Origin of the sequence: Clostridium acidisoli DSM 12555, assembly GCF_900176305.1 — a bacterium.
GTDB classification, from domain to species: Bacteria; Bacillota; Clostridia; order Clostridiales; family Clostridiaceae; genus Clostridium_I; species Clostridium_I acidisoli.
This window is the reverse complement of record NZ_FWXH01000002.1, coordinates 335986-359416: the sequence shown is the minus strand read 5'-3', so window position 1 is coordinate 359416 and position 23431 is coordinate 335986. Positions and strand designations below refer to the sequence as shown.

General features: G+C 28.4%; 32 protein-coding genes. 31 read left to right on the top strand and 1 reads right to left on the bottom strand.

From position 1 onward, the window contains the following. Positions 1–48: 48 nt before the first annotated feature. The 24 genes from dapF (at position 49) to B8978_RS19675 (ending at position 16582) form a co-directional block, all read left to right on the top strand. Complete coding sequence (gene dapF, locus B8978_RS01880) at positions 49–876, top strand: diaminopimelate epimerase (protein ID WP_084113582.1); 828 nt, start codon at positions 49–51, stop codon at positions 874–876. Beyond that, positions 873–1955: a hypothetical protein gene (locus B8978_RS01875; protein ID WP_084113581.1), complete on the top strand. Its 1083-nt coding sequence runs from the start codon at positions 873–875 to the stop codon at positions 1953–1955. The genes dapF and B8978_RS01875 overlap by 4 nt, the downstream gene beginning before the upstream one ends. 239 nt (positions 1956–2194) lie before the next feature. Further along, on the top strand, positions 2195–3742 hold the full coding sequence (locus tag B8978_RS01870; protein WP_084113580.1) for a GspE/PulE family protein: 1548 nt from the start codon (positions 2195–2197) through the stop codon (positions 3740–3742). Beyond that, the gene (locus B8978_RS01865; protein WP_084113579.1) at positions 3729–4925 is read left to right on the top strand and encodes a type II secretion system F family protein; all 1197 of its coding nucleotides are present in this window, start codon (positions 3729–3731) and stop codon (positions 4923–4925) included. Before B8978_RS01870 ends, B8978_RS01865 begins: the two co-directional genes overlap by 14 nt. 8 nt (positions 4926–4933) lie before the next feature. Beyond that, entirely contained in the window at positions 4934–5308 is a 375-nt protein-coding gene (locus B8978_RS20325) for a prepilin-type N-terminal cleavage/methylation domain-containing protein (protein ID WP_084113578.1), read from the top strand. Positions 5309–5311: 3 nt separating this feature from the next. Continuing rightward, positions 5312–5794, top strand: a complete 483-nt coding sequence (locus B8978_RS01855) for a type II secretion system protein (RefSeq protein ID WP_084113577.1) — start codon at positions 5312–5314, stop codon at positions 5792–5794. Then, positions 5775–6230: a prepilin-type N-terminal cleavage/methylation domain-containing protein gene (locus B8978_RS01850; protein ID WP_084113576.1), complete on the top strand. Its 456-nt coding sequence runs from the start codon at positions 5775–5777 to the stop codon at positions 6228–6230. The genes B8978_RS01855 and B8978_RS01850 overlap by 20 nt, the downstream gene beginning before the upstream one ends. Then, positions 6227–6679, top strand: a complete 453-nt coding sequence (locus tag B8978_RS01845; RefSeq protein WP_084113575.1) for a type II secretion system protein — start codon at positions 6227–6229, stop codon at positions 6677–6679. The genes B8978_RS01850 and B8978_RS01845 overlap by 4 nt, the downstream gene beginning before the upstream one ends. A gap of 14 nt (positions 6680–6693) precedes the next feature. Further along, a complete protein-coding gene (locus tag B8978_RS01840) occupies positions 6694–7095 on the top strand; it encodes a hypothetical protein (RefSeq protein ID WP_207651864.1) in 402 nt (133 codons plus the stop codon). Positions 7096–7109: 14 nt separating this feature from the next. Then, complete coding sequence (locus B8978_RS01835) at positions 7110–7817, top strand: type IV pilus biogenesis protein PilM (protein ID WP_084113573.1); 708 nt, start codon at positions 7110–7112, stop codon at positions 7815–7817. Between the two features lie 7 nt (positions 7818–7824). Further along, positions 7825–8277, top strand: coding sequence for a hypothetical protein (locus tag B8978_RS01830; protein ID WP_084113572.1), 453 nt, complete (start codon positions 7825–7827; stop codon positions 8275–8277). Beyond that, positions 8278–8697 carry a hypothetical protein gene (locus B8978_RS01825; RefSeq protein ID WP_084113571.1) on the top strand — a complete coding sequence of 140 codons (420 nt, stop codon included), beginning with the start codon at positions 8278–8280 and terminating at the stop codon, positions 8695–8697. Positions 8698–8855: 158 nt separating this feature from the next. After that, on the top strand, positions 8856–9923 hold the full coding sequence (locus B8978_RS01820; protein WP_084113570.1) for a M24 family metallopeptidase: 1068 nt from the start codon (positions 8856–8858) through the stop codon (positions 9921–9923). A 100-nt stretch (positions 9924–10023) separates the two neighbouring features. Beyond that, positions 10024–10584 carry an elongation factor P gene (gene efp / locus B8978_RS01815; RefSeq protein WP_084113569.1) on the top strand — a complete coding sequence of 187 codons (561 nt, stop codon included), beginning with the start codon at positions 10024–10026 and terminating at the stop codon, positions 10582–10584. A gap of 108 nt (positions 10585–10692) precedes the next feature. Then, positions 10693–11610, top strand: coding sequence for a stage III sporulation protein AA (gene spoIIIAA / locus B8978_RS01810; RefSeq protein ID WP_139795948.1), 918 nt, complete (start codon positions 10693–10695; stop codon positions 11608–11610). Positions 11611–11617: 7 nt separating this feature from the next. After that, positions 11618–12133, top strand: coding sequence for a stage III sporulation protein SpoIIIAB (gene spoIIIAB, locus B8978_RS01805; protein ID WP_084113568.1), 516 nt, complete (start codon positions 11618–11620; stop codon positions 12131–12133). Between the two features lie 13 nt (positions 12134–12146). After that, a complete protein-coding gene (gene spoIIIAC / locus B8978_RS01800) occupies positions 12147–12344 on the top strand; it encodes a stage III sporulation protein AC (protein ID WP_084113567.1) in 198 nt (65 codons plus the stop codon). Positions 12345–12353: 9 nt separating this feature from the next. After that, the gene (gene spoIIIAD / locus B8978_RS01795; protein ID WP_084113566.1) at positions 12354–12737 is read left to right on the top strand and encodes a stage III sporulation protein AD; all 384 of its coding nucleotides are present in this window, start codon (positions 12354–12356) and stop codon (positions 12735–12737) included. 9 nt (positions 12738–12746) lie between these two features. Further along, a complete protein-coding gene (gene spoIIIAE, locus B8978_RS01790) occupies positions 12747–13901 on the top strand; it encodes a stage III sporulation protein AE (protein WP_084113565.1) in 1155 nt (384 codons plus the stop codon). Positions 13902–13914: 13 nt separating this feature from the next. Beyond that, a complete protein-coding gene (spoIIIAF, locus tag B8978_RS01785; RefSeq protein WP_084113564.1) occupies positions 13915–14508 on the top strand; it encodes a stage III sporulation protein AF in 594 nt (197 codons plus the stop codon). Positions 14509–14537: 29 nt separating this feature from the next. Beyond that, positions 14538–15167 (top strand): stage III sporulation protein AG, encoded by a 630-nt coding sequence (gene spoIIIAG, locus B8978_RS01780; RefSeq protein ID WP_084113563.1) that lies wholly within the window; start codon positions 14538–14540, stop codon positions 15165–15167. A 59-nt stretch (positions 15168–15226) separates the two neighbouring features. Next, positions 15227–15781 (top strand): SpoIIIAH-like family protein, encoded by a 555-nt coding sequence (locus B8978_RS01775; protein WP_084113562.1) that lies wholly within the window; start codon positions 15227–15229, stop codon positions 15779–15781. An 87-nt stretch (positions 15782–15868) separates the two neighbouring features. Next, positions 15869–16261 (top strand): Asp23/Gls24 family envelope stress response protein, encoded by a 393-nt coding sequence (locus B8978_RS01770; RefSeq protein ID WP_084113561.1) that lies wholly within the window; start codon positions 15869–15871, stop codon positions 16259–16261. 153 nt (positions 16262–16414) lie between these two features. Then, positions 16415–16582, top strand: a complete 168-nt coding sequence (locus tag B8978_RS19675) for a hypothetical protein (protein WP_176212586.1) — start codon at positions 16415–16417, stop codon at positions 16580–16582. A gap of 118 nt (positions 16583–16700) precedes the next feature. On the opposite strand, the gene B8978_RS20320 is transcribed toward B8978_RS19675, so the two are convergent. After that, the gene (locus B8978_RS20320) at positions 16701–16823 is read right to left on the bottom strand and encodes a hypothetical protein (protein WP_278326607.1); all 123 of its coding nucleotides are present in this window, start codon (positions 16821–16823) and stop codon (positions 16701–16703) included. A 192-nt stretch (positions 16824–17015) separates the two neighbouring features. Here B8978_RS20320 and nusB point away from each other — a divergent pair, with 192 nt between their 5' ends. From nusB to B8978_RS01735, 7 genes are all read left to right on the top strand, one after another. Further along, the gene (gene nusB / locus B8978_RS01765) at positions 17016–17429 is read left to right on the top strand and encodes a transcription antitermination factor NusB (RefSeq protein ID WP_084113560.1); all 414 of its coding nucleotides are present in this window, start codon (positions 17016–17018) and stop codon (positions 17427–17429) included. A 26-nt stretch (positions 17430–17455) separates the two neighbouring features. Continuing rightward, positions 17456–18304, top strand: coding sequence for a bifunctional 5,10-methylenetetrahydrofolate dehydrogenase/5,10-methenyltetrahydrofolate cyclohydrolase (locus B8978_RS01760; protein ID WP_084113559.1), 849 nt, complete (start codon positions 17456–17458; stop codon positions 18302–18304). Next, positions 18294–19508 (top strand): exodeoxyribonuclease VII large subunit, encoded by a 1215-nt coding sequence (gene xseA / locus B8978_RS01755; RefSeq protein ID WP_084113558.1) that lies wholly within the window; start codon positions 18294–18296, stop codon positions 19506–19508. The genes B8978_RS01760 and xseA overlap by 11 nt, the downstream gene beginning before the upstream one ends. Before the next feature lie 49 nt (positions 19509–19557). Beyond that, positions 19558–19779 carry an exodeoxyribonuclease VII small subunit gene (locus tag B8978_RS01750; RefSeq protein WP_084113557.1) on the top strand — a complete coding sequence of 74 codons (222 nt, stop codon included), beginning with the start codon at positions 19558–19560 and terminating at the stop codon, positions 19777–19779. Between the two features lie 3 nt (positions 19780–19782). Beyond that, positions 19783–20652 (top strand): polyprenyl synthetase family protein, encoded by an 870-nt coding sequence (locus B8978_RS01745; RefSeq protein ID WP_084113556.1) that lies wholly within the window; start codon positions 19783–19785, stop codon positions 20650–20652. An 85-nt stretch (positions 20653–20737) separates the two neighbouring features. Then, a complete protein-coding gene (gene dxs / locus B8978_RS01740; RefSeq protein WP_084113555.1) occupies positions 20738–22597 on the top strand; it encodes a 1-deoxy-D-xylulose-5-phosphate synthase in 1860 nt (619 codons plus the stop codon). A gap of 14 nt (positions 22598–22611) precedes the next feature. Further along, positions 22612–23424 carry a TlyA family RNA methyltransferase gene (locus tag B8978_RS01735; protein WP_084113554.1) on the top strand — a complete coding sequence of 271 codons (813 nt, stop codon included), beginning with the start codon at positions 22612–22614 and terminating at the stop codon, positions 23422–23424. Positions 23425–23431 lie beyond the last annotated feature (7 nt).

Here is a 23431-nt window from a genome sequence, read left to right as displayed (position 1 = left end):
AGTATATCATTTCTATTTAATAAAATAAAGCTGAGGAGTTGCTGTTAAATGATTTTTACAAAAATGCATGGTACTGGAAATGATTTTATTATTATAGATGATAGAGATGAGAAATTTTTAAATAGAGAGAGTAGCATTGCTAAAATTTTATGTGATAGACATTTTGGTATTGGAGCTGATGGAATTTTAGTTATTAGAAATTCTAATTCTGCTGATATAGAAATGATTATAATAAATTCAGATGGATCATATGCAGCCATGTGCGGAAATGGAATAAGATGTTTTGCAAAATATGCTTATGATGAGAATATAATTAAAAAAAATGAAATAAGTATTATGACAGGTGATGGAATAAAGATAGCAAAAATTGAGGACAACGGAGGAATTGCTGAAAAGGTAAAAATTTATATGGGTACTGCAAGTTTTGAAACAAAAAATATACCTGCACTTTTAAAAGAAGATATAATAAATCATACTATATTTGTTAACAATAAAGAGTATAAAATAAATTCAATGCTTATGGGTGTTCCACACACAGTTGTAATGGGTAAACTTGAAAAATTTGATGTAAATGAAGGCAAGTATATAGAAAAATATAATGAAATCTTTCCAGAAGGTACTAATGTAAATTTTTGTGAAGTTGTTGATGAAAGTCATGTAAAAGTGAAAACATGGGAAAGGGGAGCTGGAGCTACTCTTTCATGTGGAACTGGATGTTGTGCGTCTGCAGTTGCAGCAAATAAATTAGGGCTTACAGGTAAAAAAGTTCAGGTTTCAGTACCTGGTGGAATTGTTTACGTAGAAATAGAGGAAGATGGGGTTTATATGATAGGGGATTCAATGATAACATTTAGAGGAGAAACTGATTTAATATGAACCATCTAAAAAAAATAATAGTTTTTTTGTTAACTATTTTAGTGATTTCTCAATTGGCAGCATGTAACAAAAAAACAAAGGACGATGGGAATTCAAGTAAAAACAACATAGAATTTTCTGATGTTATGACACTTTCACAGGAAACAAATTCCGAAAAAATTTATAAGCTTAAGGAAAAACAACTTTTAGATAGTGGAAATTTAGTTAAGACGCAAAATATAAATTATAATATAAATAAAAAAACAACTGTATATACAAAAAAGATTAAAAATGGAGATAATTTAATAAAAAATTATATAGAAATAACAGATAAAGATAAGACATATGTTTTAAATAAAGATTTTTCATATGAAGACTTAAGACTATCTAATAGTGGTGAATATATTGCATTTAGAAGTTTTAGTTCAGATGATATTACTTCTGCAAAGGGACTACAAGTTTATAATATAAAAACAAGAAAACAAATTAATTTTGATAAAAAAATATTTGTTTCAGGAAATTTATATCAATGGGATGATAAAGATACGCTTTTTTATTATGGAATTGATATTTCAAAACGTAGTTATGGAAAAATATATAGTTCCGAAGTTGAAAACTCAGAGAATAAAGCTGTTTTCGATAAATTTAATGGATATTGCACATTTTTTTCTAGATTTATAAGTGGAGATATGTTATATATAGAAAATGATTCTGAAAGATATAATATGTATTATTATGATAGTAAAAAAGATAGTAAAATTCCAATTGTGACTACAGTCGAAAATATATACAATTATACTTTGGATAATAAGAATAATATTTTATATTTTATAGGAGATGATGGTAGCAGTTCTCCAGCTTTATATAGTTTTAATATTAATACTAAGAAGATAGATAAACTTACTTATGATTTTCCAAGTGTAGTAGATAAAAATGGAGGAATTGCTGTTAATAATTTAGGATACGTATATTTTTGTGGTAATGATACTTTAGATGTAAATAAAAATAAAATATATATGTATAATAATTCGGATAAATCAATAAATTTAATTACAAATGAATCCAATAATAGTTATCATATTATAAGCAATGAAAAATAATAAATCCAATGGATACTTTAAAGTGTTCATTGGATTTTTTATTTTTCATAAAAAACATTTAAATAATCTTTTTATCTAGCTTTAGCTACGATAAAATTCTTTAACCTTATTTCTCAATCTCTTTATATTATAAAGCTAATACAATCAGTGAAAAATTTATTTAAGATTTAATACAAATTGTATAAAAAAGTAAATGTGGTAAATAATAATAAATAAAATATTGGTAGGAGGGGATTATTATGGAAAATGATAATTTAGATGAAAGATTAAAAAACTCCAATATAAATCAAAATTTTGTGGACTTAGATAATTATAATATATCCATGGAGTTAATCAGAAAAATTAATAAGGATATAGCTTTTAAGTATATTGCTTTGCCATATAAAGAAAATAAGGGTGAATTATTTATTGCTATGGAAAATCCAAAGAATCAAGCAGCCCTTAATGATTTAAAGTTTATAACTGATAAGAAGATTATACCTGTAAAAGCAGTAAAAGAACAGATATTAGAATACATTAAATTATATTACGAAATGAATGATGGAAACATGGCCATTGAGGAAATAAAAAGAAACTCTAAAAGCTTAAATATAAAAAGTTTTAATGTAGAAAAGTTAAATGACTCTCCATCAGTTAGATTAGTAAATTCAATTATAAGTCAAGCAATATCAGAAAAAGCAAGTGATATACATATAGAACCCTTCGACAAGTTTATAAATGTAAGGTTTAGAATTGATGGCGTGTTACATGAAATTATGAAATTACCAAAATCATCTTATAAAAGCATAGTCATAAGAATAAAAATAATGGCCCAAATTAATATAACCCTAAAAATGTTACCTCAAGATGGAAAATTTGAATTTATTAAAAACAATATAAATTATGATTTTAGAGTCTCTTCGATCCCAACTATAAATGGTGAAAAGTTTGTTATAAGAATTCTATATAAATCAAAGAAAGGAATAACTCTTGATGAATTAACGTACAGCAATGCAGATGCAATTAGAAAAATAATAAGAAAACCCAATGGCATAATTTTGCTTACAGGACCTACTGGAAGTGGTAAGTCTACCACGTCTTATTCAATAATTAAGGAACTTAATAGTAAAGAAAAAAATATTGTAACTATCGAGGACCCTGTGGAATTTACCATTGAAAACATAAATCAAATAAATGTAAACAAGAAGGCAGGACTTACCTTTGCGGCTGGTCTTAGAAGTCTACTGCGGCAAGATCCAGATGTTATACTTATTGGTGAAATAAGAGATGAAGAGACGGCAAAGGTTGCGGTGAGAGCGGCATTAACCGGACATCTAGTCATCAGTACCTTGCACACAAATGATGCTCCTAGTGTTGTAGTTAGATTAATAGATATGGGAGTTAAACCGTATTTATTATGTGATGCAGTAGTTGCTGTTATAGCCCAAAGACTAGTAAGGAAGATTTGTCCATACTGCAAAAAACTTTATGAACCTAATAGTTTTGAAAAAAGATTATGTGGACTTAAAGACGGAGAACACTTATACAAAGGCATAGGCTGTAATAAATGCAATAACTCAGGTTACATTGGAAGGATTGCTGTTTTTGAAATTATGAAAATAGATGAGGTTAGTAGAAAAATAATATATAAAAATGGAAGTGTAGATGAACTAAGAAAACATAATTGTCAATCTGGTATGAGTACATTGGAGGAAAACGCTATAAATTTAATAAAAAACGGTATTACTACAGTTGAAGAATATATAAAGGTTATAAATAGTGAGGATGATTTTAGTGAAACTTTATAAATATAAAGCTGTAAATAATGAAGGCAGATATATTAATAGGGTTGAATATTTTGAAAGTTTAGATAGTCTATATTCTGAGCTAAGGAAAAAAGAGTATTACGTTGTCAAGACAAAGCTAATTACTAAAATTAAAAAAACTAATATTTTTAATAAAATAAGTCTTAAGGACATATCTGTTTTTTCAAGGCAACTATATTCAATGCTATCAGCTGGATTTAACATTTCAGATGCATTAGAAGTGTTTAATAATGAAATATATAGTAAAACTTTAAAAAACAACATGATTAAAGTAAAAGAAGATATAGAAAATGGAAATAGCTTTTACGATAGTATATCTAAATATCATGATTTATATCCTGTATTTTTTCTTGAGATGATTGATATTGGGGAGCAAAGCGGTAATTTAGACGTTATATTAAAAAATTTATCACTTTATTATATAAAAGAACACAATATTAGAAAAAAGATAACATCTTCAATGATTTATCCAGCAATAATTTTCATGACCACTATAATTGCATTTTTTTATATTGAAGTTTCTATAGTACCAATGTTTATGGAAACTTTTAAAAACTTAGGTCAAGATATGCCTATTTATTCAAGAATAACAATGAATTTTAGTAAATTTATTGTCACCAATTGGCCTCTTGTCTTACTTAGTTTGTTTATTATGACGTATTTTATATTAAAGGTTAGAAAGATTGAAAAAATAAAACTTAAAATTGATAAGGCAAAACTGTCAATGCCAGTTGTAGGAATGATCTATAAAAAAATAATAGGGGCTAGATTTTCTAGGTGTCTTGGAATTTTACAGCAAAGTGGAATAAATCTAATAAAGTCTATTGAGATGATTGATAAGGTTTTAGATAACATGTATATCAAAAACAAAATTCAAGATGTACTTCTTCAAGTGGAAAAAGGTAATAGCATGGCAGATACATTAAACAAGATACATATTTTTCCTGAATTCATAATATCAATGATATTTTTAGGTGAACAAGGCGGAAATTTAGAGGAGATGATGAATTTATCGGCTGATATGTATGATAAAGAAGTTGAGGACACTTTAGAAAAAGCTGTTAGCTTCATTGAACCACTGCTTATAGTTGTTTTAGGAATAATAGTTGGAAGTATCATCATCTCAATTATGGTTCCAATGATGAAAATGATGCAGTCTATTTAGGAGAATATATGAAAAAAATAAAATTAAAAGGGTTTACTCTTATAGAGCTTATAGTGGTTATATCAATTATAGCCATTTTAGGAGGAATATTAATACCTAAATATGTTTTATATGTTAATAAAGCAAAGGAAGCTAAAATAGAGCAAGTTGGAAGGATGATTTTTACTTCGTCAATGAGATGTTATCTAAATGATGAAGCATTTAATAAAGATGATGTAGACAATGCAGTAAAAGAAGATATAGGCATGGACGGTCTTAAGGTTACTATAGAAGATCCTAGTGAAGACGGCAGTGATATCTCTGCTGATTTTACTACTGATGGACTGAGGTACAAAATTATAATTTATGGAGATAGTAGTTCATATAAACTTGTTAAAGAATAGAGGGTGCAAGAAATTACAAAAAAATGTGGATTTGTAATTGATAAGGTAAAAGGATTTACACTAATAGAAACTGTAGTAGTAATGTCAGTGATATTAATAATTACGTCTATAACCTTTGCTCAAATTAAAGGCTATAGAGATTTTAAAAATGAAATTGATTCGAAGTATTTTGACAATGAAATATTGTATTTAATCAATGAAGGTAGACATACATGCATAGTCAGTGAAAAGGAAGGAGAGCTAATGTTTAATGAGGAAGATAACAAAGGTGGTTTCTATCAAAATACAGAATTAAAGGACAGACTAAACATACCAGATGGGTTTACCATATTAAAAAATACAGCAAATACTTCATCAAATTTAGTTTATATTGAAGAAGATGGAACAATTTCAACACCATGTAGCTTGTTATATAAGGACAGAACTCAAAAGATTCATACTATAAGCATTGGTGTGGGGACAGCTTATGTTGAAATTAAACAATAAAAACAATGGATTTACGATTATAGAAGTAGTCTGTAGTTTTACTGTGTTTACAATAATATTTCTTTTAGCAATGACTATAAAGCTGTGTACCATAAAGCTTGAATTGTACAATAATGAATTAGAAAAATATAATGTTTACGCTAAAGATATAAAGACAGAAATTTTAGATAACATATCTAACGATGATATTAATAAATTAATTGCGGATGGAAATGTGTACATTCCTAGTGAAGAAATTAATGATATTTCTTTCAAACAAAATAATATTATTAATTTGTTTGAAGGTCATGAGCCAACAAAAATGCCATATGTGGAACTTAAGGGATTAGATAAAGACAACATATATTTAGAAAAAATCAATGTTATTTTATACGCAAAAATACAAGGAAAAAACGAAGAAATTAATACTGAATTTTTTAAGGGGAATTATAAATGAAAAAGGGATTTACACTAATTGAACTTGTAATAGTTATAGGAATTTCGGCAATTATATTATCGTTTGAGTGTACTGTTTTAATAAAATCTTTTAAAGGATATAAAGATAATATTGTTAAAACCAGAGATGAAGCCTATGTAGATGAGGGCATTATTATAATTAAAAATTTTGTAAACGATAATATGATTTCGGTAAATGCTCAAAATAATGAAATAGATGTAATAAGCAGTGATAATCAGATAAAAAAAATACATTTAGTTAAGAGCAGTGGAAAAATAATGGTTGATTATTATGATGCCTTTGGAAATGAATTTAAGGCGGCAAACGTTATAGCTACTAATATTAAAGATATGGAGGTATATAAAAAGGAAAATTTGTTGTATGTATCAATTACAGATGAGGATGGGGAAGGTGCAAATGAATGCCTAGGAGTAAAAAAGCTTTACTAAAAAAGGGTTATATTATGGTTTACACATTAATTGTTAGCTTTATTATATTAAGCATATTCAGCTATATGTATACAATTGAAATGAAGAGAAAGATATGCATTTTAGATAATTCAAGAAATATGAATGAAGAACTTTATAATGAAGAAACTAATGAGTATCTTTTCTCAAAAATGAATGATTACATTTTAAATAATATAAAAGATGTAAATAAGAATTCAGTACACAATTTTTTTGTAACAAACAAAAATGTTAAATTTGGAAATGAACAATACTATATTTCGTATAGTACAGGACTTGATGAATTTCTGTTGTATGTGCCATGTAAAAATAATAAATATAATAAAATTAATGAATATGATTATACTTTTCAAAATGGGAAAATAAATTATATTTATAAGGTTACAAAATATGAATAAGGAGGGGGCGACTTATGGCTTTATTCACAAAGGACTTGTATGAGGTTAGTGATAATAAAATATATAAAATTTCATGCATGAAAAGTCAAAGAGATATTGAAATAGATGAAATTAAAAAAAATAATCACCATAAAAAAGTATTTATTATATCTGGAGAAGAAATTTATATAAAGTATTTAAACTTGCCAAGGGTTAAAAATGATATTTTAGAGAAATTAGTAAAAGATGAGTTGGAGTCTTATTACAGAGGAAGAGAAGATATAATATTTAGTTATATTGTCCTAAATAAAAATCAAAAAAATTTAGATTTAATAGTTTTCTACATTAATTCTAGAAAACTTAGAAATATTGAACTTGCAAATATATACAATATAAAAGGAATATATTTAATACAATTTATATATTTGAGATATATAAATAAAATTGTAAGCTTTAGTAATTACATTTTAGCTTTTATGTATGAAAAAAACCTTTATCTAATTTATTGTAAAAATGGAGTTTTAAGATCAAACCTTTTTCAGAAAGAATTTAAGAACACAGAGTTAGAACTTAAAAAAAATATTTATAATTTTTTTAGCATAAATAATATAGATGGGAAGTTAATAGAAAAAATTATAACTACAGGGTTTTCTTTTAAAATTTCAGAAGTAATACAAAATGAAATTAGCATTATGGATATTGGTTTAATTGAAAAGTCAAATTTATACAAAGCTATAAGATAGGAGAAACATGGAATATAATTTTTTGCCAAAATGGTATAAATTAAAAATTAGAAAAAGGAATAAATTAATCTTAAATATGATTGTTATAATATTATTTTTAATAAACATATTTATGATATATAGGATATATGACATAGATAGAAATATGCTAATGACAAAAAACACTTATAAACCAATTGATAAGAAGAAAAATAATACTGTAAATGAAAGTAAGGATAGATTAACACTTAACAATTTCATGAACTTTTTAAAATTTAAAAGTATTGATAAGTTTTATACTGTGACAGTCAAACAGAATAATATAGAAGTGAATTTTAAGATAAACAATATGGATGACTATGAATTATATACTAAAGATATTGAGGATAAAAAGGATTATAAAATTATTAAGTTAATGGCCCCTGAAGATAAGACAAAAGATATTAAGCTTTTTCAAGCAGATATTGAGGTGAAAAAATAGGTGAAAAAAAATATTATTTATTTTATGCTCATAGTTCTTATGGCACTTACAGCGGTAATTTTAATTAAAGTAACTAGACAAGAAAGTATGAAGTATAACAGTTATAAAAGCAAGCAGGTTGAAAATCAAGTTATAACAAAAGATACAAACACAAATAGAAATATAACAAAATATAGTAATGTAATCCATTTAGTGAATAAATATAAGGGAGAAATAAAAGAATTTAAGAATAAAAGCTCTAGTTCAATTGATGCTGATATAATAATTAATGGAAATGAAGAGAAGTTATCAAATTTTATAGGTGAACTAAGAAAAACAAAAAGCTTAAACAATATAAATTCTATATGCTTAAATAATCAAAGTGAAGATGAGGAAAATTATTCTTTAGAGGTAGATGCTGAGTTTGGTAAAAATAAATGAGTTAATTTATTAATATAATGGATTAACTTAACATAAAATTTGCAAATATACTTAACTTTTGATAAAATAAATGTGTTCGACATTTTTTAGGTGCCAATAAAATAAAAAATATATTGATTTTATCTAAATATAATATATTTTCAAGAGGGTGATATTCAATGTTTAAAGACAGAATTGAAAAATTGAGAAGTTGTATGATTTCTAAAAATTTAGATTGTGTTTTTGTAAAAGGCGATCCAAACAGAAATTATTTAAGTGGATTTACAGGGGATGAAAGTTTTTCTATAATAACAGCTGATAAAGCATTTTTTATAACTGATTCAAGATTTACTCAGCAGGCTAAGGAACAAGTAAAAGACTATGAGATTGTAGAATATAAAGGAGTTTTTAGAGATTTTTTTACAGACATTACTAAAAAACTAAATGTAAAAAACATTGGTTTTGAGGAAGACATAGTTTCTTATGACGAATATCAAAGGTTATCAAAAAACTTAGATGCAAAACTTGTACCTATGGGTGGAATTATAGAGGATATAAGGCTTATTAAAGATGAAAGTGAAGTTGAAGTTATAAGAAAAGCTGCTGAAATTGCAGATAAAGCTTTCTCACATATGCTTAAATTCATAAAAAGTGGAATGAGTGAAAGAGAAGTTGGACTTGAACTTGAGTTCACAATGAAAAAACTTGGAGCAAAAGATTTGTCATTCCCATCTATAGTTGCTAGTGGTGTAAGATCTTCTTTACCTCATGGTCAAGCAACAGATAAGGTGCTTAATAATGGTGAATTCTTAACTCTTGATTTTGGCTGTATTTTTAATGAGTATTGTTCTGATATGACAAGAACAGTTGTCATAGGGGAACCAAGTGATAAAATGGCAGAAATATACGATACTGTGTTACAGGCGCAAAAAAATGCTTTACAAGTTATAAAATCAGAAATAAAAGCATGTGTTGTAGATGAAGCTGCAAGAAGTTACATAAGTAAAAAAGGATATGGACAGTATTTTGGACATGGCGTTGGACACGGAGTAGGAAGAGAAATTCATGAGGGGCCAAGGGTCAGTCCAGCAAGTGATACTATATTAAAGCCGGGTATGATTATAACTGATGAACCAGGAATATATATTCCTAATTTTGGGGGAGTAAGAATAGAGGATTTAATACTTGTAACTAAAAATGGATGTGAAGTTTTATCTAATTCACCTAAAGATATGATTTGTCTTTAATGATAGAAAAAACATAGCTCATATTAAGCAATTAAGGTATTAATTTTACCTGAAAAGGTTAGAATATATTATGAATTAATAATTTTTGGAGGGATACTAAATGATATCAGCAGGAGAACTTAGAAAAGGAATAACTTTTGAACTTGATGGACAAGTATATACAGTTATTGATTTCTTACATGTAAAACCAGGAAAAGGTGCAGCATTTGTAAGAACAAAACTTAGAAATGTTATATCTGGAGGAGTAACAGAAACAACTTTTAATCCAACAGCTAAATTGCAGGATGTTGTTATTGAAAGAAAGGAAATGCAGTATTTATATTCAGATGGTACATTATATTACTTTATGGATCAAGAAACATATGAGCAAATTCCACTAAGTTATGAACAAGTTGAATCAGCAATAAAATTCTTGAAAGAAAACATGTTTGCAGTAATTAAATTTTATAAAGGTGCAGCTTTTTCAGTTGAAGCTCCAAATTTTGTAGAATTAGTAATTACAGAAACGGATCCTGGATTTAAGGGAAATACAGCAACAAATACTTTAAAGCCAGCAACCCTTGAAACTGGTGCAGTAGTTCAAGTACCTCTTTTCGTAAATGAAGGAGAAACAATAAAGATAGATACAAGAACTGGTGAGTACATGGAAAGAGTTAAATAATAAATAGTAAATACAGAAAAGAAACTTCTAATTTTTAGAAGTTTCTTTTTTTTGGCATAAATTTTTGAAAATATAAATATTATTTAATTAAGAGAGGAGGAGAAAAAAATGATTAACTTAGAAGATATATTAAATGTTATGCCTGTGTATATAAAAGAAATACTAATGAACATAGAGCATATAGAAAATATTCAGGAGATAAGATTAAAGGTAGACAAACCAGTGATTTTACAAATATCAGACAGAGAAGTTATAACTAATTATAATATTACAAGCGAAAACATAAAGACTATATTGAAGAAGATGAGCAATTATTCAATATATTCAATAGAGCCTGAATTAAAGCAAGGTTATATAACAATAAATGGTGGACATAGAGTTGGTATTTGTGGAAATTGTATTATTGAAAATAATATAGTTAAGACGATTAAAAATGTATCATCTTTAAATATAAGGGTTTGTAAAGAAATTTTGGGATGTTCTGATAAAATAATGCAATTCATATTAGAGGATAAAAATGTGTTAAACACAATAATTATATCACCACCTAAATGTGGTAAAACCACATTAGTAAGGGATATAACTAGAAATCTATCTGATGGTATGGAAAATTTTAAGCTTGATGGGAAAAAAGTATGTGTAATTGATGAGAGAAGTGAAATATGTGCATGTTCTGATGGAATTCCTCAACTAAAAGTAGGATTAAGAACGGATGTATTAGATAATTGCCCTAAAAGTCAAGGAATAATGATGGCAATAAGAAGCATGTCACCAGATGTAATTGTATGTGATGAAATTGGAACCTATGATGATATAAAAAGCATTTTAGCAGCATTAAATTGTGGCGTAAATTTAATCACTACTATTCATGGATTTGGAATAGAAGATCTAAAATCAAGAGACGTATTTAAAGAGGTTTTGAAAAATAACGTATTTAAAAGAGCAATTGTATTAAGCGGAAGAAGAGGCGTTGGTACTGTGGAGTACATCTATGATTTTAGTAAAAATACAATAATAAGGGGATAGTATATATATGCTTAAACTAATAGGAAGTTCTGTTGTTTTAATAGCATCGACTATCGGAGGCATTATATATGCACAGTCTTATATTTATAGATTTAGAGAGCTCAATGAAGTAGAAAGATGCATATGTGAGCTTGAAAATGAAATTGTATATACTCATACTCCACTACCAGAGGCTTTGAAAAACATAGCTAGTAGAAGTGAAAAACCTATATCTGAAATTTTTAAGAATATATCTACGGAATTAGCTAGTAATTGTCATGACAGCGTTTATGAGGTCTTTAAAGAAGAACTAGGAAGGAGTAAAAATATATATTTGAAGACTGAAGATGTAAACATTATTTTAGATTTAGCAAAATCACTTGGAGAATCCGATATAGATGGACAAGTTAATATATTTTTATTTACTATAAATAATTTAAAAAAAGTTATTAATGATGCGGAAATAGCAATGAAAAAAAACGTAAAGATGTTTAGATATTTAGGATTTAGTATTGGGGCTATGATTGTTATCATGCTCATTTAGGAGGTGCATTTTAATGTTGGATGTGAGTTTGATATTTAAAATGGCAGCAATTGGAATTCTAATAATTATAATTGATAAAATATTAAAAGCCAGCGGAAAAGATGATTATGCAGTCATAGTGAATCTGGCTGGAATTGTAATTGTATTAATGATGGTAATAAGCCTTATAAGCAAATTATTTGACACCGTAAGAACAATGTTTCAATTGTAGGTGGCTGAGATGGAAATAATAAAAATAGTTTCATTTGCTTTTATAAGCTTATTTATTGTATTAATTCTAAGAAACAGAAGAGATGAAATTGCAATACAGATTAGTATTGTAGTTGGCATAATGATATTTTTATTTACACTAGGTAAGATTACAGCAATAGTTGAACTCATGCAGCAATTGGCATTAAAAGCTAACATAGATTTCGTTTATTTAAATACTGTGTTAAAGATACTAGCCATTGCGTATCTCGCTTCATTTTGTAGTGAAATTTGCAGAGATGCCGGTGAAAGTAATATAGCATCTAAAGTTGAGTTTGCAGGTAAAATATTAATTTTAGTATTAGCTATACCAATTCTTATGGGGGTTTTAAATGCTATTTTAAATATTATGTAGAGGTAAATTATGAAAAAATTAATTATTATTATCATTGTATTATTTTATGTTATTTTAAGTCCAACATTGGTACAAGCATCAGAAAATAACATAAACACTACAAATCAAAATGATAAAGAAGTTGAACAGCTCTATAATTACATGACAAACATGAAAACTAAATATGAATTGCTAAAAAATCTTGATATCGAAGATTATGTACAAAATGTTATGAAAAGTGGAGATGGAAAATTTTCTTTTAAGAAATTAATAACCGCAGTAGCTGATTATGCAGTTAAAGATATAATTGCAGATGTAAAACTTATGACTATGCTTCTTATTATATGCGTGATTTGCGCACTTTTGATTAATTTACAAAGAGCTTTTAGTAGTGAAAGTTTATCAAATATAGCTTATTTTGCTTGTTATTCATTAATTATTATAATTGTAGCAAAAAGTTTTTATATTGGAGTAGCTGAAGTAAAGGACGCAGTGAAAGGATTATCAGATTTTATGATGGCTCTAATGCCTGTACTTTTAGTGCTTTTAGCTACCAGTGGAGGTGCAGTGCAATCAGCAGTCATTGATCCTATTATAATGGTAACCATTAGTATTACATCAGAAATAATCATTAATGTAATTTTGCCATTAATAGTGCTCAGCTTTGTGCTTCAATTTGTAAACAATATATCTGAAGATTATAAAATTGACAGGTTAGCCAAACTTTTAAAGCAGTCAGTGCTTTGGATACAGGGCTTTGTTATGACGATTTTTATTGGAATAGTTACAATTAGAGGAATAAGTGCTAAGGCAATTGACGAGGTAACAGCAAAAACTGCTAAATTTGCAGTTGATAATTTTGTACCTGTAGTTGGTAAATGTTTATCTGATGCAATTTCCACTGTGGTTGGTTACTCAGCAGTAATTAAAAATGCCATAAGTAGTGTTGGGCTCATAATATTAATTGCAATAGTAGCGTTACCTATAATCAAACTTTTTATTCTTGCTTTTGTCCATAAGCTAACGGCAGCACTTGTACAACCTATAAGCGATAAAAGATTAGTAAGTGTTATAAATGCAGCAGGAGATACACTTATTTTATTAGCGGCTTCATTGATAAGTATATCTGTAATGTTTTTTATAATAATAGCCATAATAGCATCTTGTGGAAACAATATATCTTGAGAAGGTGAAAATTTTGATTGAGTGGATTAAAAATTGGGTCATTAATATTTGTGCTGCAGTAATTTTTATTACAGCAGTAGAGCTTATAATTCCTGAAAACAAGATGGACAAATACGTTAAGTTTGTTATGGGGCTTATTCTTATAGCGGTTATTATGAACCCAATAGTTAAGGTTTTAGGAAGCAAAGGAGACATGGCTAATTATATAAATAGGGCAACAAATTATGTAAACAGTACGTCTATTAATAGCAATATACAGCAAGAAAAAGCATCAGATAGAGATAATACAATAAGTGAGTTTAAGACAAATTTACAAAATACGTGTGCTAAGATGCTTAAGGAGAAATTTCCTGAGAATAACTATGAAGTTACTGCTGACGTGAAATATACCAGCCAGGAACAAGAGATATCTATAGAAGATTTAAAAATACATGTTAAAACTAGTGGCGTTGAAAAAATAAGAAAAGTGAGTATAGACGCAAAAATATCAAATACAGATGATGGAATATACTCAAATGATAAAACAGCAGTAGATATTAAAAATTATCTTAATGATGAACTGAAAATTGATAAAAACAATATATTTGTAAAAGAAGATAATAAATAAATTTACAAGGACTGTAAGGAGGTGATAAGGTGGATTTTAAAAAGTTAATTGAAAAATTTAAAAAGTTAAGCTTAAATAAGCAACTCACAAACATTGTTATTGTGATATTAGTAGGAATACTTATTATAATAGCAGCAAGTGCATTTAAAGACAGTACAGGTATAAACACAAGTAAAAATCAAAAAGAAAATACAGTTTCTAGCGACTCAACAAATAATGGTGATAATTCAACTGATGGAAGCAATTCAAGTACCACTGATGATTCATATGAAAATGATCAAGAAACAAAATTGAAAAATATATTGGAGAACATAGACGGTGTTGGAGCAGTACAGGTGATGATTTATTATGATAGAGGAGAAGAACAAGTACCAGCATATAATCAAAACAATTCATCTTCTGTTACAAGTGAAGATGATAATTCTGGAGGAAAAAGAACTACTACACAAAATAGCATTGGAACTAATGTGGTTGTAACAACTAATGGAGATAAAACTGAGCCTCTAATAATAAACAAATATAAACCAAAAGTAACAGGCATATTTATTACAGCTGAAGGGGCAGACAATTCAGACATAAAACTAGACATAACTAATTCGGTAGCAGAATTCTTTAATATTCCAGTGGATAAGGTAAATGTGTATCCTATGAAAAAGTAACATATAATTATGTGAACAAGCATATAAATTTTGTATAAAGGTTTAATGGAGGGGATTAAATGAATAGGAAACAAGCAGTAATAATAGTAGCCTTACTAGTACTAATTGTATGTGCTGGTGTATTAGCTACAAAAGTACAAAGTCCACTTTATGTCAGTGATACAGATCTTGTGGACAATAGCAGTACTAATGATACCAATAGTACTACTAATGGAACTAACCAAACTACTAATCTTAATAAATCAAATAAGACAAGCAGCAATCAAGATTATTTTGCAGAAGCAAGACTTACAAGAGAAAAAACAAGTGAGGACACTATTGCAACATTAAAAGAGATTATCGATGATAAAAATTCAACTGCTCAAAATAAACAAAATGCTCAACAAGAATCAATGTCAATTATTTTATCAGAGCAAAATTCCATGAAAGTTGAAAATATGCTAAAAGGAAAAGGTTATAAGGATGCACTCTGTACAATAAACAATGACAAAGTAAATATTGTTGTAAAATCTGATGCTTCAAAATTAACAGATGCACAGCAAAGAGAAATCAGAGATGTGGCTTTAACTGTGACACAAATAAGAAATATAGAAATACAACCGCCAATTCATTAATATTGTAATATTTAAATTGTTTTGATATAATAAACTTAAGATTAAAATACTTTCCTAAGACAATAAACCTGAGGAGGTAAAGATATTATGGAGAATGAAATAAAGGATACCGTTGACGTGGGTATAGTAAAAATATCAGATGAAGTAGTTGAAGTAATAGCTGGACTTGCAGCCGCTGATATTAAAGGAGTAATTGGCTTAAGTTCGGGGCTTGTAGGTGGAATTACACATGTACTTAGTGGAAAAAAGAACCTTGCTAAAGGTGTTAAAGTTAATGTGGGAGAAGATAGTGCCTCTATAGATTTAAACTTAGTTGTCCAATATGGAATAAAAATTCCTGAAATAGCAGCTTCTGTTCAAGAAAATGTTAAAAGAGCAGTAGAATCTATGACTGGACTTGTTGTATCAGGCGTGAACATATATATTCAGAATGTTGTTCTTCCAAAAGAAGAGACAATTACTGAAGGCGAAGAAGAATAATTATTAAAGGGGATGTTTCAAAAGGAATTTTGAAATGTCCCCTTTAAATTATATAGTACAATTTTTATAATAGTGATAAAGTGCGAAGCAAAGACTAAAGAATTTTATCATAGCTAAAGCTAGATAAAAAGATTAAAGAAAGCCTTCGGCTAGATGAAAGAATTGACGAGGCCAAGGCCGTCAAAGGTGAGAGAAGTTACTTACGCATCCGGTAAAGGAAATTTTTCTTTCTACGTCAGAAAAATAATAAATTTAAATTTATATGTCTTAATATTTAGAGAAAACTCTACAATATGTTTTAACCGTAGGTTTTGTTTTTAGGCGTAGCCTTTGGTGTTCATATTATGGTTAGTATTGTAACAAATACTTATGAACCAACAATAAAGACCTTCGGTCAAAAAAATGAAGTACAAAATACTTTAGATTTATAAATTTAAGTTCAAAGATTTTTTGCAGCATAGCGTAGAAAAATCATCCTAGACCTTTTGCTGCAAGCAAATTCTCTCACTATTAACGGCATTACCGTTAATGCTTTAATCTTGCCACTCTGGCAATCTTTCATCTTTTTACTCACGCAGTGGAGTAAAAAGCTTTAATCAGGTGATTCGCAATTTCTTCATAGTATGTACTAAATTAGTCTATTTAAGTATTTAATATTTTGAGTTAAAAAATTTTTTTTAACATATCTATGGAACTTTGATTTAATATATAGTAATATAAGTTCAGTATACAGTAGTTTGGGAGGACAATTTAAATGAATAGAAGAAAAAGTAGAGAACTAGCAATGAAACTGTTATTTGAAACATCAATTAATAAGAAAGGGACAGAAGAAATAATAGATGATTACAAAGAAGAAAACGAAAATCTAGATTTAAAGAATATAGATTTTGAATACATAAAAACTTTATTAGACGGTATATGTGAAAAGGAAACTCTATTGACTGAGAAAATCGAAGAAAGTCTTACTAATTGGAAACTTAACAGAATATCTAAAATTAATATGGCAATTTTAAAAATTGCAGTTTATGAGATATATTTTATTGAGGATATTCCAGAGAAAGTATCCGTAAATGAGGCAATAGAACTTGCAAAGACATATTCAGATGAAAAATCACCTTCATTTATTAATGGAGCAATTGGAAACATAATTAATAAAAAAAACGCATAATGAATTTGATAGTTGGGGTGCTATAAATGGGAAAAATAATCGAAGGAAAATTAATTGCAGAGGTTTTTAGAAATAATATTAAAAATTTCGCAAAAGAAAATTATTCTAAGGGGATAAGAGTTCCAAAACTTGCAATAGTAATGGTTGGAGACGATGGTGGTTCAACATTTTATGTAAGAAATGCTAAAAAATTAAGTGAAAATTTAGGATTAGATTGTGAAGTGTTCCACTTTGACAAAGACACGTCAGAAGAAAGTGTTGTGGACACAATTAAAGAACTTAATATTAGAAAAGATGTTGATGGTATAATGATGCAGCTACCACTTCCAGATAAATTTAACGAAAAATATATAATTTCAAAGATAAGTCATAAAAAAGATATTGATGGACTTACTGATGTTAATATTGGAAGATTTTACAGTGGAGAAAAATGTTTTATACCATGTACGCCTAAGGGAATTATGGAGCTTATAAAAAGCACAGGGGTAGATATCACAGGTAAAAATGCAGTAGTAGTAGGAAGAAGTAATATTGTTGGTAAACCAATTGCACAGTTACTTCTAGATGAACATGCTACAGTTACAATTTGTCATTCTAAAACAGAAAATTTAATGAGAATTTGTAGTAGAGCAGATATTTTAGTGTGTGCTGTTGGGAAACCTGGATTTATTAATGAAGACTTTGTTAAAGAAGGTGCTATAGTAATAGATGTAGGAACAACTATGGTAGATGGAAAATTAAAAGGTGACGTTGTGTTTGAAGAAGTATTAAAAAAATCAGCTTTTGCTACACCAGTACCAGGTGGAGTTGGTGCAGTTACTACAACTATGTTATTAAAGAATACATGTGAGGCGTTTGAAAAAAATGTACGTTAAGACATTAACAGTTTCAGAATTAAGCACTTATATAAAAAAAATAATAGACACTGATTTTATTCTTAGTAATACTAATGTAAAAGGTGAAATATCTAATTTTAAAATTCATAGTAGTGGTCATGTTTATTTTTCACTTAAAGATGACTTTGGAAAAATAAACTGTATAATGTTTAAGAATAAGTTCGAAAACATTAAGTTTTTACCTGAAAATGGTATGAGTGTTGTTATTAAAGGTAAAGTATCTGTTTATCAAAAAGATGGATCATATCAATTATATTGTAATGATATAGAATTGGAGGGCGCTGGAAAGCTCAGCGCTGCTTTTGAAAATCTTAAGAAAAAGCTAGAGGCAAAAGGTTTATTTGATGTCTCAGCTAAAAAAGTAATACCAAAACATTCTAGAAGAATTGGTGTTGTTACATCACCTACAGGAGCTGCAATAAGGGATATAATTAATGTTTCTAAAAGAAGAAATAATAAAGTGAACATATTAATTTATCCAGCTCTAGTCCAAGGACCCAATGCACCAAACGATATAATAAAAGGAATAGAGTACTTAAATACTGTTAAAGATGTAGATGTAATACTAATTGCCAGAGGTGGAGGTTCAATTGAAGAACTTTGGTCTTTTAATGATGAAGCCTTGGCAAAAGCAATTTTTAAATCGAAGAAACCAATAGTAACCGCAGTAGGACATGAGACTGATTTTACTATGGTTGATTATGTAAGTGATTTAAGAGCACCAACTCCATCAGCTGGAGCAGAACTTTTAACATTAGACCTTAATGAAGTAAATTTTAAAATAGATAGTTATAGAGAAAATTTAAAAAAACTTGTTAAAAACAACATAAATAATGAAAAAAGTAAGCTTTTTAATTATAAAAAAAGTTTAGAGTATAATAGCCCAGTTGTCCTTATTACAAATGCATATAAGCAATTAGATAATCTTAATGATACTTTAAACGTAAGTGTTAGAAATAGGCTTAAGTTAGAAGAACAAAAATTAAGCAAAATAAATGCATTGTTAAATGCACATAATCCTCTTAATGTTTTAAATAGAGGATATGCTATAATAAAAGACGAGGATAACAATTTGATTACACATATAGGTGAGCTTTCTACAAAAAACAATATTAATATAACATTAAAAGATGGAAATGCAAATTTTAATATAATAAATACTGAAAAGATAACTAGTAAATAATTTGGCTTTAAGTGCCTTAAATAAAGAATTTAGATTGATGGAGGAATTTATGGCAAATAAAAGTGAATCTTATGAGAATATGATGGCGAAACTAGAGAATATAGTTTCTTCTATTGAAAATGGAGAGATGACTTTAGAGGATACAATGAAAAATTACGAGGCTGGAGTTTCTTTATGTAATAAACTATACAAATACCTTAATGATGCAGAAGGTAAAATAGAAATACTTTCCGGTGATAAAGAAAAAGATTTTACGGGAGATGAGAAGTAGTATATGGAATTTGCAAAACTTAAAAGTGACATTGATTTATGGTTTAAAGAGTATTTTAATGAAAAAGGCTCTTACAACAAAAAAATATATGATGCAATGTATTATAGTTTAGAAATTGGTGGCAAAAGAGTAAGGCCTTTACTGCTTTGTTACACTTATAATATGTATAAAGAAGAATATAAGGATGTAATGTCTGTTGCCTGTGCAATAGAAATGATACATACATATTCATTGATACACGATGATTTACCTTGTATGGATAACGATGATTTAAGAAGAGGTCATCCAACAAACCACAAGGTTTTTGGTGATGCTATAGCGGTTCTTGCAGGAGATGGATTATTAAATGAAGCAATGAGTGTAATGTTTGATTTTTGCAAAAATAAAGGTAAAAACGAAGTTTTAGCCTGTAAAATAATTTCTGATAGTGCAGGACCTGAAGGAATGATTGGTGGTCAGGTTGTGGATATATTAAGTGAGGGACAAAAAATTTCTTACGAAACATTATGTTATATGCACAAGAAAAAAACAGGGGCTTTAATTAAAGCTTCAATTTTATCAGGTGCAGTTTTAGGAAATGCAAATAAGGAAGACATAGACAAATTGTCTGATTTTGGTGAAAAATTAGGGCTAGCTTTTCAAATAAAAGATGATATATTAGATGTTATAGGAGATGAAAGTCTCATAGGAAAAAACACTAATAGCGATGCAGATAATAATAAAACTACATTTATAACTACTTTTGGCTTAGATGAGTGTAAAAACAAATGTAAGAATTTAACTAAAGATTGTTTAAATATATTAGCTAGCATGGATAGGGATACATCTATGCTAGAAGAGATTACAAAATTTTTACTTTATAGAGAAGTATAGATTGATTTGTAGTAAAATATAATAAAGGTACTTTTTTTGTTTTAAAATTCAAAGAAATGTAGCTAATTATAAAGGATAGATGATTATGGAAAATATACTTGATAAATTTAATGGTATTGATGATATAAAAAATATGGATTATAAAAAATTAGAAGATTTTTCAGAAGAAATAAGAAATTTTTTGATAAATACTGTTTCAAAAACTGGTGGACATCTGGCTTCTAACCTTGGAGTAGTTGAACTAACACTTAGTCTTTATAAAGCCTTCAATTTCAATGAAGATAAAATTATATGGGATGTGGGACATCAAGCATATGTTCATAAAATACTTACAGGTAGAAAAGATGAATTTGATAAACTTAGAAAGTATGGTGGAATAAGTGGTTTCCCTAGACGTGATGAAAGTAAATATGATACCTTTGGAACTGGGCATAGCAGCACTTCTATTTCAGCAGGACTTGGAGTAGCAAGGGCTAGGGATTTGTCAGAAAAGAAATTTGAGGTGGTTTCAGTAATAGGTGATGGAGCACTAACTGGAGGCATGGCATTTGAGGCACTAAATGATCTTGGTTATAGTAAAACAAAAATGATTATAATATTAAATGACAATCAAATGTCAATTTCAAAAAATGTTGGTGGTATGTCAAAATATTTAAACAAAATACGTATCGATCCTGCCTATAATAAATTTAAAGAAGAGCTTAAAGATAAACTCAATAAAACAAACTTAGGAGCGGGATTTGCAAATTCACTTCAAAAATTAAAAGATGGTGTAAAACAGATTTTTATTCCGGGAATTTTATTTGAAGATATGGGAATAAAGTATATTGGACCTATTGATGGTCATAATATAAAAGAACTAGTACAAGTTATGGCAATGGCAAAACAGATAAATGGTCCAGTAATTATTCATACTATAACTAGAAAAGGTAAGGGATATAACTTTGCAGAAAAAAACCCTAATAAGTTTCATGGGATAGGCCCATTTAATTGTGACAGTGGAGAAACATCAAAAGCAAAGAGCACTACTTATTCAAAGGTATTTGGAGCTGAAATGGTAGCCCAGGCTACTGAAAATAAAAAGGTAGTAGCAATAACAGCTGCAATGCCAGATGGAACTGGACTTTGTGAGTTCGCTGAGAAGTTTCCAAAACGATTTTTTGATGTTGGAATTGCTGAGCAGCACGCAGTTACCTTAGCAGCAGGAATGGCAGCAGCAGGAATGAAACCTGTATTTGCAGTTTATTCAACTTTCCTTCAAAGAGCATACGATCAGGTGGTTCATGATGTGTGCATACAAAATCTGCCGGTGGTTTTTGCTATAGATAGGGCAGGAATAGTAGGCGAAGATGGAGAAACGCATCAAGGAATTTTTGATTTATCATATTTAACGCATATTCCAAACATTACAGTAATGAGTCCTAAGTGTTCAGCTGAACTTGCGTATATGTTAAAATGGGCATTAAAACAAAATTCTCCAATTGCAATTAGATATCCAAGAGGATGTGATAATCAAAATGTACAGCTAAGCAGCTTGGAAGATTTTAAATTAGGTAAATGGGAAATAATAGCTGATGAAGGTAATATAGCAATAATAGCCACAGGAAAAATGGTTCAAACAGCCGTACTTGTAAGAGAAAAATTGTTAAAGTCTGGAATAAAAGTATCTATAATAAATGCTGAATTTATAAAACCAATTGACAAAGAACTAATAAAAAAATTGGTTAAGGATAAATTTAAGATTATAACCATTGAAGATAATATTCTACACGGAGGTTTAGGATCTTCTGTATTGGAATACGTAAATAAGCTTAATGATAATAATAAAATATTGACATTAGGGTATGATGATAATTTTGTAACATATGGTGATATTAATACATTATATAAGTTACATGGACTTGATGCTGAAGGCATCTATTATAGCATTTTAAAATTTATATAATTAAGGAGATAGGTATGTCTGAAACAAAGGAAAGATTAGACGTTTTACTTGTAAAAAAAGGCATTTTTGAATCAAGGGAAAAAGCAAGAGCAAGTATAATGGCCGGAGAAATATTTATTGATGATGTTAGATTTGATAAATGTGGAGAAAAAGTGAAAGAAGATGTAAACATTGTTTTTAAAGGAGAGAAAATGCCCTATGTAAGTAGGGGAGGTTATAAACTTGAAAAAGCAATGAAAACATTTAATATAAAGCTTAAAGATAAAGTATGTTTTGATATAGGAGCGTCTACAGGTGGTTTCACTGATTGTATGCTTCAAAATGGAGCAGAGAAGGTTTTTGCAATAGATGTAGGTTATGGTCAATTTGCATGGAAACTTAGGACAAATCCCAAGGTTGTATGTATGGAGAGAACGAATGTAAGATATGTAAAACCAGAAGACGTAGGTGAGACTGGAGATTTTGCAAGCATAGATGTGTCATTTATATCGCTTAAAAAGGTTACTCCAGCAGTATTAAACTTATTGTCTTCGGAAGGTGAAGTTATAGCACTTATAAAGCCACAATTTGAAGCAGGAAGAGAGAAAGTTGGCAAAAAGGGAGTAGTTAGGGATCCCAAAGTTCATATTGAAGTAATTGAAGGAATAGTAGACTTTCTAATAGAAAACAAGCTAAACATAATAGGAATAGATTATTCACCAATAAAGGGACCAGAAGGTAATATAGAATATTTAATATATTTCAATAAAGTTTGTAATTTGGATAATGAATTCTCAAAGGACAAAATAAATGAAATAGTTGAAAAAGCACATGGTAACTTAGATTAGGAGTATA